The sequence below is a fragment of the Polaribacter sp. AHE13PA genome (assembly GCF_019278505.1).
Taxonomy (GTDB): domain Bacteria; phylum Bacteroidota; class Bacteroidia; order Flavobacteriales; family Flavobacteriaceae; genus Polaribacter.
In genome coordinates this window covers 2935099-2946415 of record NZ_CP058985.1, presented here as the reverse complement: position 1 = coordinate 2946415, position 11317 = coordinate 2935099, and the positions used below count along the sequence as shown (strand labels likewise).

At 33.6% G+C, this 11317-nt stretch carries 6 protein-coding genes; all 6 read right to left on the bottom strand.

The window, feature by feature from the left end:
• Positions 1-96 precede the first annotated feature (96 nt).
• The 6 genes from H0I28_RS12625 to H0I28_RS12600 all read right to left on the bottom strand — a co-directional run bounded on the left by H0I28_RS12625 (position 97) and on the right by H0I28_RS12600 (position 11290).
• Complete coding sequence (locus tag H0I28_RS12625) at positions 97-1944, bottom strand: family 43 glycosylhydrolase (RefSeq protein WP_218759327.1); 1848 nt, start codon at positions 1942-1944, stop codon at positions 97-99.
• Positions 1945-2185: 241 nt separating this feature from the next.
• Entirely contained in the window at positions 2186-4525 is a 2340-nt protein-coding gene (gene bglX, locus H0I28_RS12620; protein ID WP_218759326.1) for a beta-glucosidase BglX, read from the bottom strand.
• A 5-nt stretch (positions 4526-4530) separates the two neighbouring features.
• The gene (locus tag H0I28_RS12615) at positions 4531-5286 is read right to left on the bottom strand and encodes a prolyl oligopeptidase family serine peptidase (RefSeq protein WP_254712773.1); all 756 of its coding nucleotides are present in this window, start codon (positions 5284-5286) and stop codon (positions 4531-4533) included.
• A 56-nt stretch (positions 5287-5342) separates the two neighbouring features.
• Positions 5343-6686: a glucoamylase family protein gene (locus tag H0I28_RS12610; RefSeq protein WP_218759324.1), complete on the bottom strand. Its 1344-nt coding sequence runs from the start codon at positions 6684-6686 to the stop codon at positions 5343-5345.
• A gap of 72 nt (positions 6687-6758) precedes the next feature.
• Positions 6759-8171: a RagB/SusD family nutrient uptake outer membrane protein gene (locus H0I28_RS12605; protein WP_218759323.1), complete on the bottom strand. Its 1413-nt coding sequence runs from the start codon at positions 8169-8171 to the stop codon at positions 6759-6761.
• Between the two features lie 20 nt (positions 8172-8191).
• Positions 8192-11290, bottom strand: a complete 3099-nt coding sequence (locus H0I28_RS12600; RefSeq protein WP_218759322.1) for a TonB-dependent receptor — start codon at positions 11288-11290, stop codon at positions 8192-8194.
• Between the last annotated feature and the right edge of the window lie 27 nt (positions 11291-11317).

The window sequence follows — 11317 nt, the reverse complement described above, 5'->3', positions numbered from 1 at the left end:
CGAGCGAAGTCAAGAACTTAAAAGTAAAAACTCCGAATGAAAATTCGGAGTTTTTTTATGCTTTAGAGTATCTAAAATTATTTTGTTTGCTATTATCTATTTCGTAAAAAGAATATTACTTCTTTCTGAAATTCCGTTTTCACTAAATGCTTCTATGGTAAAATAATACGGTGTATCTCTGTCTAAAGAACGCATAAAATGTTCTGTCGTATCGTAGACTTGCCATGATTGATATAATTTATCTTTCGCAATTCCCCAACGGATATTATAACCCTGAGCACCTTCTACAGCTTCCCAAGAAAAAGATACATCTCTACGATCTGCTTCTCTTTTTACTTTGAATCCTGTAACTCCTGTTGGCTTATCTTCAAGTCCTAATCCAAAGACTCTAAACTCAGACATTGCAAAGTTTGCTCCAGGTACTTTTACATTGTTGTAACGTACAAATTTTGCTTTTACAGCTTCATCTAATACAATGTAAGCATTTGGCGTATCCCTTTCGCTTGTACTTCTATCAACAACCGTTTGCCAGTTAATACCATCCATAGAAGTCTCAATAGTAAATTGATGCTTTAATCCTTCGGTACGTGTGTAAATCCCTGATTCATGGTCATGGAAATTTAATTGAAAAGCATTGATATTTCCAGGTTTTAACATTTCAATGGTTAACCATTGTTTATCATCATTGGCTTCTGCAACCCAAAATGTTTTAGGGTTTTCATCTGTTAATACTTTAGAAATTATTTGACCATCAGTATTCTTTTCTAAAGGTAATTCTGTTACTTCTACTGCATCGTCATCTGACGTAAATTTCTTTATCTGCATTAAGGAAGAAGAGACGGTAGCAGCTCCTTTATAAGACAATAACATCCAACCATTGTGCTCTCCTGCTTTTGTAGTATGATTCGCTCCAAAACGCGGATAATCGCCATATGATGTGTTACTATACATTAATCCATCGGCATCAAAATAAGTAGGAAACATACTTAAACGACGTTCCCATTGCGAATTAGAAGCAAGTGCCATTGTTGCAAAGTGCCAATATTGTCCATTGGTTTGCTTCACCGTTATTCCGTGTCCAGCACCATTTGTAAATCCGCCTGGTTTAAAGCTCATCGGGTTGTTTTTCATGTATTTAAATGGGCCTAATGGGGTGTCTCCAATATAAACTCCATCTGCATACACATTAAATTGTGTGCCAGGTGCTGCGTATTGTAAATAATATTTTCCGTTGTGTTTAGTCATAGAAGCACCTTCCATATAACCTTCTTTTAAAGTTGGGTGAAAGTTATTTTCTCCAAAACGTTCCCATCCGTATTTTTCCTCATCGAGGTTAAATAGTTCTTTACGAACACCTGTTTCTAAAAAACGATCATCTTTATTCAACTTTTTAACCTTTAGCGGATTAACATTAGAAGAGCCCCAGTACAAATAGGTTTGTCCGTCATCATCTATAAATAATTCCGAATCTTGAATGTCTGTAGATATAGAGGCAGTTGGTGTCCATTTTCCTCCTTTCGGATCATCTGTGTAAAGAATACTTCCATAACCTGCAGGATTACCAGCAAAATACACCAATGAATCCTTGTAATTAAAAGCTGTAGGTGCGTTACTACCTTCAAAAAACCATTGTTCTGGTTTAATAAAATTCCAGTTTATTAAATCGGTAGAATGCCAATAGCCAAAAGAACGTGTTACAAACATGTAATACTCTCCTTTAAACTCTATAACTGCAGGATCTGCACCAGAACGGTAAGATTTATTTTGCGTTGAATTATACACCATATAGGTATAATCAATATCTAATGGGTTGATATAGGTTTCAAGCCTTTTTTTTATTTCTGATACATTCTTGGTGTCAGAAGCTTCTGATACATTCTGATTTTTTTCATTATTACAAGAAAAAAGTAATACTAAAGTGAATAAAAAAAGTAGTTTTTTCATGATTTATAATTTAGTGTCTTTTTCGGTTAGTGGATTATAATACGTATTGTATTTAGAAGCTATCAAAATATTCTACGCAAGATTTATATTTTTATTTTCTCTTCTGAAAATTTCATTCTAAATGACTAACCTAAGATTGTATTACAATCAGACAAGTAAAAACCACACAAAATAATAAGAATAGGGAGAAACTTAAAAATTATGTGTGGCATAAAATTGTTATTATTTAATTGTGATGTTTTTATTTAGTCAATTCAAATTCTTTCATCATTTTGGTATCTGAATTTGTTCCTACAAAAACCTGAAACTGTCCTGGTTCTGCTACAAAATCTAATTCTGAATTATAGAATTTTAAATCTTCAACAGAAATTTTGAAGCTTATATTTTGAGTTTCTCCTTTCTTAATTTCTACTTTTTGAAAACCTTTTAATTCTTTTACAGGTCGTGTTACCGAACCAACAAGATCTCTTATATATAACTGAACAACTTCTTTTCCGTCGTAATCACCAGAATTAGTAACCTCTACAGAAACATTAATTTCGCCGTCCATGTTTATAGAAGATGTATCTAATTTTAAGTTTTCATAATCAAACGTAGTGTAGCTTAATCCATAACCAAAAGGATACAAAGGCTCGTTACGAACGTCGATATAGTTACTTTTAAATTTCTCAAAGTTACCCTCTGTATTTCCAAGAGGTCTTCCTGTATTTTTATGATTGTAAAATAATGGTACTTGACCTACATTTCTTGGAAAAGTAGCTGTTAATTTTCCTGAAGGATTTACGTCTCCAAATAATACATCAGAAATTGCTAAACCAGCTTCACTACCAGGAAACCACGCGTTAATTATAGCAGGTACATTTTTATTTTCTTCTACTAAAACTAAAGGTCTTCCGGTAAACAATACTAAAACAACAGGTTTTCCTGTTTTTAACAAAGCATTTAATAAGTCTTTTTGGACTTGAGGAATACCAAGGTCTGTTCTACTACTGCTTTCTCCACTTAATTCAGCAGATTCTCCAATAGTTGCAACAATAACATCTGACTTCGCTGCAATTTTAAGCGCTTCATCTAACAATTGTTTGTCTGTACGTCCATCTCTTGGAATCCCTTTTCCAAACATAGTGGCACGTTGTTCTAATTCTAAGTCATAATCGATGTTACTTCCTTTTGCGTATAGCATAGTTGCTTTATCTCCAATAACTTCTTTTAATCCATCAAAAACAGAGTTTGATTTTTCTTGATCTGTAGCTACACTCCAAGTTCCAGCCATATTGTTAGCTGCTTTTGCTAATGGGCCAATTAAAGCGATTGTTCCAGATTTTTTAAGCGGAAGTAATTGATCTTCATTTTTCAGCAATACCATAGATTCAGCAGAAACTTTACGTGCGAACGCTTTGTTTTCTGGTGTAAAAATTTCTGTTTTAGCTCTATCAAGATCGCAATATTTATAAGGATCGTCAAATAAGCCTAATTGATATTTTGCTGTTAACATACGTTTTACTGCAGTGTCAATTTCATCCATTGTTACCTTACCATTCTCATAAGACTCTTTTAACGTTTTTACAAAAGCAGCTGGAATAGAAGGAGAATCTCCTGCCATATCCATATCTACACCTGCTTTTAATGCTTGTTCAGAAACTTGATATTTATCTCCAACACCATGTGCTATCATTTCATAAATACCTGTATAATCTGTTACAACAAAACCATTAAAACCCCAATCATCTCTTAATAAATCTGTAAGTAACCACTTATTTCCTGTAGCAGGAATTCCGTCTACTTCGTTAAATGAAGCCATTACAGACCCCACTCCAGCATCTACAGCTGCTTTGTAAGGTGCTAAGTATTCATTATACATTCTAATACGGCTCATGTCTACTGTATTGTAATCTCTACCTGCTTCTGAAGCTCCGTAAAGTGCAAAGTGTTTTACACAAGCCATTAATGTGTTATTTGCTGATAAATCATCAGATTGGTATCCATTTACCATGGCTACAGCAATTTTGCTTCCTAGGTAAGGATCTTCTCCATTTCCTTCAGAAACGCGTCCCCAACGTGGATCTCTAGAAATATCAACCATCGGAGAGAACGTCCAGTTAATTCCGTCTGCACTCGCTTCAGTTGCTGCTACTCTAGCCGTTTTTTCAATCATTTCCATATCCCAAGAACTAGAAAGACCTAGAGGAATTGGAAATGTTGTTTTGTAACCATGAATCACGTCCATTCCAAAAATTAGAGGAATTCCTAATCTACTTTGTTCTACAGCAATTTTTTGAACTTCATAAATTTTTTCAGCTGTTTTAATATTGAATAACCCACCAACTTTACCTTCTTTTATACGTTCTCCTACATCAGTTCCTTTTGCTGTTCCTGTTGTAATATCTCCAGAAGTTGGTAAATTAAGTTGCCCTATTTTTTCATCTAAGGTCATTAGTTCTAAAATTGAATCTATTTTAGACTCGAATTGATTGTCTGCTATTTTAGAACTTGTTCTTGTATTATTGTTAGAATTACAGCTCGAAAATAGGATTGCTATAATTAGAATACCTGTTATTTTTAGAATAGATTGTTTTTTCATTTTTTTTATTTTGAATTAGAGAAAAGCCATGTTAATAATTTGGGTTCTGCTAAAGCAGGATCCCAGCTGTTGTGATTTGCAAAATCATAGAGTGTAAATCTTGGATATCCACCATTTTTAAGAATTGCAGACACCATATTTACTGATAAATTCGGGTCTACAACATCATCTTTTGCTCCATGAAAAACCCATAATGGTATAGATTTGGCGTATGCTGATACCGTTTTTGGATGTCCGCCTCCGCAAATAGGAATAGCTGCTGCGAACATTTCTGGTTTTCTATAGATAATTTCGAAGGTTCCCATACCTCCCATAGATAACCCCATTACATAAATTTGGTTGGTTTTTACATATGGTTTTTCTACCATTTCATCCATTAAATTCATTACCAAGCTCATTGCCTTGGTTGGTGATTTCTTGTACTTGTATTTAAATGTAATTGGTTTTGTGGTACGATCTGCTTTTAATTTTGCCCAATAATCATTTTCTGGACATTGCGGAAAAATAACGATTGCAGGAAATGAATTTCTTGTGGCTTCATTTAAAAATAAATCGCTTCCATTAGCCAATTGTTTTTCATTATCGTCACCGCGTTCACCTGCACCGTGTAAAAATAATACTACCGGATAAGATTTGTCTTCAGAAAAATCTTTAGGTAATAACATTCTAAATTGTAGCGTATCTTTATGAACAACATGTGTTTTTTTTAGGAATACATTTTCTGACTTTTTTAATTGCTGAGCGCTGATTAAAAAAGACATTACAAAAATTAAAAAGAGTGTTATTATAAGCGTTTTTAACTTCATTATTTAAATTGTTAATAGGTGAAACCAAGTGCATCTAAACCATTTTGTACATCGTTATTTTTCATAAATAAGTGCCATAATAAACCTGTTCTGTAATTTTCTATCATTACAGGAATAGGACCTTGATCTATTGCAAGATATTTTTCTATGTACCAATTATTTTCAAGACTAAAAGCATCATAAGGCCCGTATTTACCAACAAGATTATCGTGATTCATATAAATGTTTCTTAAAACATTCATGCTTTCTTTTGGTGTGTATGGAAATGATGATAATGCAGCAGTTGGTGAAATTACACCTAGATCATCACCTGGTCTATGTCCATGATAACCATCTATGGAATAGCTAGAAGTTAAACCCCAAAGATCCTCTCCGTACCCTTTAAAATTTAGTGGATTATCGACTGCATATTTGTAATGAATTTTAGCTTGATTTTGTGTTAGTGTCCAGTAATTTGCATACTGATCTGATAAGTTTCTAGGATCTAAACCTAAGTAGGAGTAATGTGCCCAAAATAAAGGTCCTACCAAATCTGTGTCATTATAAAAATAGTTTAAAACGATGTTTTCATCATAATACGTTTTATTAGAAACAATAGCACCATTTTTTGCCCATCCTTGTTCATAAACAGATTTTTTAATTGGGTGTGTTGGTGATGCTGCAGCAAGCACATACATAATTAAACATTCGTTATAACCTTTAACAGGTAGGTTCATATCCCAACCATATTCTGGCGACCAATGCCAGTATAAAACATCTTCTCCGTTTTTGGTGTACCAGTCCCATTCTACAGTTCTGTATAGATTATCTATTTTAGAAACCAATTCTTTTTCCTGTACAGTATTGCTATCAAAATATTCAGAAACCGTTAATAGGCCTTGGATTAAAAAAGCTGTTTCAACTAAATCTCCACCATTATCTTTTTCGCTAAAAGGTTGTACTTTTCCTGTTTCACCGTTAATCCAATGTGGCCAAGCACCATGAAAACGATCTGCTTTATCTAAAAAATCTACTATTTTTTGAAAACGTAGAAGTGCTGCTTCTCTCGATATAAATCCTCTTTCAATTCCTACTAAAATAGCCATCAATCCAAAACCACTTCCTCCTGTAGTTACGGTAGTTTTAGGCGATTCAAGATACACATTATCCATATGTATTCTTTCGAGTGCTAAACCTGAATTAGGTTCTGCTCCTTCCCAAAAATAATTTATGGTTTGCTCTTGAATACGATCTAAAAGTGCATCATCAGAAATTAAGGTATCCTCTACAACGATATCTGTAGTAGTTTCTTCTTTTTGCTTATTACAACCAAATAGAGCTAGTGATAGTATACTTATTAATAGAAAATTACGCATATATAACATGTTCTTAAATGATAGGTTAAATTTCAGCCATACTTAAATGTTAAGCATAGCTGAAATTTTAGATTACTCCCATCCTGGATTTTGTGTCATTCCTGGAGTTTGTATTAATTGATTGTAAGGAATTGGAAACAATTCGTGTTTACCAACAACAAATGTTTTACCATCTGCAGCCATTGCTTCTTTTGCTTGACCTGTTCTAACAATATCAAACCAACGATCGTGTTCCATCGCTAATTCTAAGTGTCTTTCTTTCCATATTTGTGCTACTGTTGGATTGCTAATGGTAGGTAAGTTTACTCTGCTTCTTACTAAATTAAGAGGTGTTGCAGCGTCTTGACCAATATATGTTGCAGCTTCTGCTTTTATCAATAGAATTTCTGCATAACGAAGTATTCGTATGTTTTTATCTCCATCGTCTGATCCTGTAGAGGCACTAGAATATGCTTTTTCATTATACCTAGGGTTCTCAACTTCAAAAACTTCACGACCATCCCATAGTGTTTCACCTTCAAAAATAATAGAAGCATTCATTCTAATTAGGTCACCTTCTGCTTCGAACGCTTTTACAAGAGTTTCAGATGGGTTATTATATCCCCATCCCCAACCGTCAGCACCTCTGGCACCTTGAGTTTGTGAGTATTGTTGTACACCATGAGCTATAGATTCTCCTCTACCTTGCACTTCAAAAATAGATTCGATACCATTTTCTGTGGAAGCTCTCCATAATTCTTCATAATTTGGATGTAAACCATATTCTCCAGAATTAATAACATTTTCTGCCATGTCATATGCTTTTTGCCACTCTTTTTCATAAAGGTAAACTTTAGATAAAAGTGCTTGCGCAGCTCCTTTAGATGCGCGACCTAAGTCTTCTGAAGCATACTTACTCTTAAGAGGTAGTTTTTCTATAGCGTCTAATAAATCTGCTTCTATATAATCGTATACATCTGCTACAGGTTGTCTTTCAACTAAATCTACATCTTGTAATGGTACAGCTCCAAAAGATCTTACTAACCAAAAATAATTTAAAGCTCTTAAAAACTTCGCTTCACCTACTAATCTGTTTTTTAAGTTTTCATCTGTTAGGCCATAATTTTCTGTATAATCTATAGCAATAGATGCTCTGTTTATAGATTTATACCAATTTTGCCACATAGAAAGAATTGAACCTGCACTACTTGTAAAGGTTAAGGCATCTAATACGTCTTTATCCGCACCAGTATCGGTAGAAGAACTACCTTTATCTGAATTGTCAGATATAATTTCTGTGATTCCAAGATAAGAAAAAGCATAATCCCATTCGGTTAACATACCGTAGGCACCATTTACCATTTCTTTAGGTGTTACTGTTTCAGTATCGTCTTGCTCTAAACGATCTTTACTATCAACATTTAAATAATCTTCACTACAAGAAACAGTAGTGAAAAGCAGTCCTATAGCAAATAGAATCTGTATATTTTTAATATTATTTTTCATGATAATTATTTTTTAAAATTTTATAAATCGATGTTTACACCAAATAAGAAGGTTTTAGTGTTTGGGTATGCAGAAAGTTCTATTCCTGCTGCTCCACTTGCTCCTGCTGAACCAGATGAACCAACTATTTCTGGAGTAAAACCAGAATACTTAGTAAACATAAATGGGTTTTTAGCAGTTGCATAAACTCTAATTCTAGAAACTTGATTCATTAGCACTGGTAAAGTATAACCAATGGTAATATTGTTGATTCTTAAATAATCTCCATCTTCTAAATAATAACTTGATGCATAAGAGTCTTTATCCGCTCCTGGGTTTACATTGGTAGATCCTTCGCCTGTCCATCTATTTGCAAAAGTATCATACGCTATGTTTTCACCTCCGTCTATGCTAGTTCCTTTTAAACCGTTATAAATTTTATTTCCTCCAGCTCCAAAAGCATCAACGGCCAAGTCAAAACTTTTATAATTTAAACCTACATTAAATCCGAAGTTATAAGTAGGGATGTAAGAACCGAAGAATTTTTTATCATTATCATCAATAACACCATCGTTATTTTGATCTTTATAACGTAAATGTCCTGGAGATGGAGTACCGTAATGTGCATTGTTATTTATTTCATCTTGGTTTTGCCAAACACCATCTGCTTCGTACATCCACCAAGCATAAATAGGTTGCCCTTCTTGTAATTTTTTTGTGATTTGACCGTTCGATAAACTACCTCCGGTTTGGCCACCATATGCTGATTTTACATTCTCAACGTTATTTTTATTATCAGAAAAGACAAAACCTAGGTTGTATGATAAGTCTTCGGTGATATTATCTCTCCAATTAAATTCTATTTCAAAACCTTTGTTTAGTACTTCTGCACCATGATCATAATAATTGGTTCCTTCACCAGAAGTGTAAACAGGAGTTACGTTTAAAATAGCATTTTCCGTGTTTCTGTTGTAGTAGTTAAAACTACCAGATAACCTTGAGCTATACGCCTGAAAATCTAAACCAACGTTTGTTTCTTTAGTGATTTCCCAAGAAATAGGGTAGATAGAAGCACCTAAAGCTGCACCGTACACTAAATCTTGATTTGCTCCAAATACGTAATTTACATTACTACTTCCGGTAGCGGTTGAATAAGTTGACACATTAAAAGGAACATCTGAATTTCCTAATTTACCCCAACCTACTCTCATTTTTAAGAAATTTAAATTTTCTATATCACTTAAAAATGATTCTTTAGTTAATACCCAACCTGCACTAAAAGAAGGGAAGTTTCCAAAATATTCTGTATTGTTATCATTATTGAATGTGCTTATACCATCTCTACGAATATTTGCTTGAAGAAAGTATTTTTCATTGAAATTATATTGCAACCTTCCATAATACGATAATTGATTTGTAGGCGTAGAGGAACTTTGTTGTGAAGTTTGTTCATAATCTTCAGAAGCAAAGTTGATGTTCCAGTATTGTTCTTTTTGTGGTACATCATAAGCAAGTTGATAGGTGTTAAACGTATTATTTTTACTTCCTTTTGTAAGACCTGCTACAACATTAATGCTGTGATTGCCTATTATTTTGTCGAAAGTTAAATAATTATCCCAGTTGTATCTATAGCTTTCAGATCTGCTAAAAGATAAGTTATTATCTGCATATGCTGTAGTTGTTGGGTTTGCTTCTTTTAATGCATTAAAATCAGCCTCATTTTGCCCTGTATTTGTTGTTAAGTATTGAGACTTGATATCATTAAAAGATCTTGATTTGTAGTACGATTTAGTACCTCCAAAACGAGAGTTGGCTTTTAAAGAACCTGTTATCTTAACCTCTAAATCAAAAGACCCTTGTAAATCTGTAGTTTCGTCTTTTTGATTGTTATAATATACGGTTGCCAAAGGGTTACCTATAGAGTTTAAACGGCTGTTACCTTGGTAACCAACAACTCCTGTATTCGTATTCCAGTTAGATTGACCAAAAGCGCCATTATCATAGTACGCTGGTACTAGTGGAGACTGTCTGTATGCTTCATTAAAGGCATTAAAAGGTTTTGGAGTTCCTTTTGAAATTGCAGCACTAAAGCTTTGTGTTAATTTTACCGTGTTTTCAAAAAGATTAAAGGTATTGTTAGATCTTAACGTATTTCTGGTTAAGTTTTGATCTTTTAAAAGTCCATCCTCATTGTAATTATTTAAGCTAAAGAAATAATTTGTATGTTCATTAGCTCCTGAAATAGAAACATTATTACTATTAGATAATCTAACGTCTGTTAACTCATCATACCAATCTGTATTATATGCTTGGTTTGATGATAATAAATCTGTAGATCCTAAAGATGTACGAACCTCATTAAAGTAAGTAATGTACTCTGAAGCATCTGCCATTTTTACTGGGTTAAGCGTACTTGTTGCTCCGTAGTAAGAACTTAATGAAACTTTGGCTTTTCCATTCTTCCCTTTTTTGGTTGTAATAAATATAACACCGTTTGCAGCATCCATACCATAAATAGCAGCTGAGGCAGCATCTTTCATAACATCCATTGTTTCAATATCAGAAGGGTTTATGTTACTGATACCGCTAACTTGTATACCATCTACAATATAAAGAGGTGTTGTGCCAGATGCAGCAGTACCTAGTCCTCTTATCATTACTACAGGGTCACTACCAGGTGCATTGGTGTTAATAATATTTACACCAGACAATTTTCCTTGTATAGATTGTGTTGCGTTTGCCGCTGGTTGTTTTAATAGGTCGTCTGATTTAATACTAGAAACAGCACCTGTAAGATCTGATCTTTTTTGGGTACCATAACCAATAACTACAATCTCATCTAGAGATTCTACGTCATCTTCCAATGAAATATCAATAACATTCTCATTATTTACAGTTACCGTAATTTTTTTAAAGCCAATGTAGCTAAATGTTAATTGTTCTCCTTTATTAACGGTAAGAGTGTACTTTCCATCAAAATCGGTTGAGACTCCGTTGCTTGTTCCTGCTACAGCAACGCTTACTCCTGGTAAAGGAGTACCTCCATTTTTACTTGTTACAATACCATTTATTTCCATTTCTTGTGCAAAAGCACCTAATGAAAAAAATAGTATTAATAATAGACTAATCTTTGTTTTCATATTAGTGTTATTAATTATTAAATATTC

What these genes read in the sequence shown, in the direction of transcription:
- H0I28_RS12600 (WP_218759322.1), bottom strand. Translation starts at nt 11,290, where the DNA reads ATGAAAACAAAGATTAGTCTATTATTAATACTATTTTTTTCATTAGGT.
- H0I28_RS12610 (WP_218759324.1), bottom strand. Translation starts at nt 6,686, where the DNA reads ATGCGTAATTTTCTATTAATAAGTATACTATCACTAGCTCTATTTGGT.
- H0I28_RS12625 (WP_218759327.1), bottom strand. Translation starts at nt 1,944, where the DNA reads ATGAAAAAACTACTTTTTTTATTCACTTTAGTATTACTTTTTTCTTGT.
- H0I28_RS12615 (WP_254712773.1), bottom strand. Translation starts at nt 5,286, where the DNA reads ATGTCTTTTTTAATCAGCGCTCAGCAATTAAAAAAGTCAGAAAATGTA.
- bglX (WP_218759326.1), bottom strand. Translation starts at nt 4,525, where the DNA reads ATGAAAAAACAATCTATTCTAAAAATAACAGGTATTCTAATTATAGCA.
- H0I28_RS12605 (WP_218759323.1), bottom strand. Translation starts at nt 8,171, where the DNA reads ATGAAAAATAATATTAAAAATATACAGATTCTATTTGCTATAGGACTG.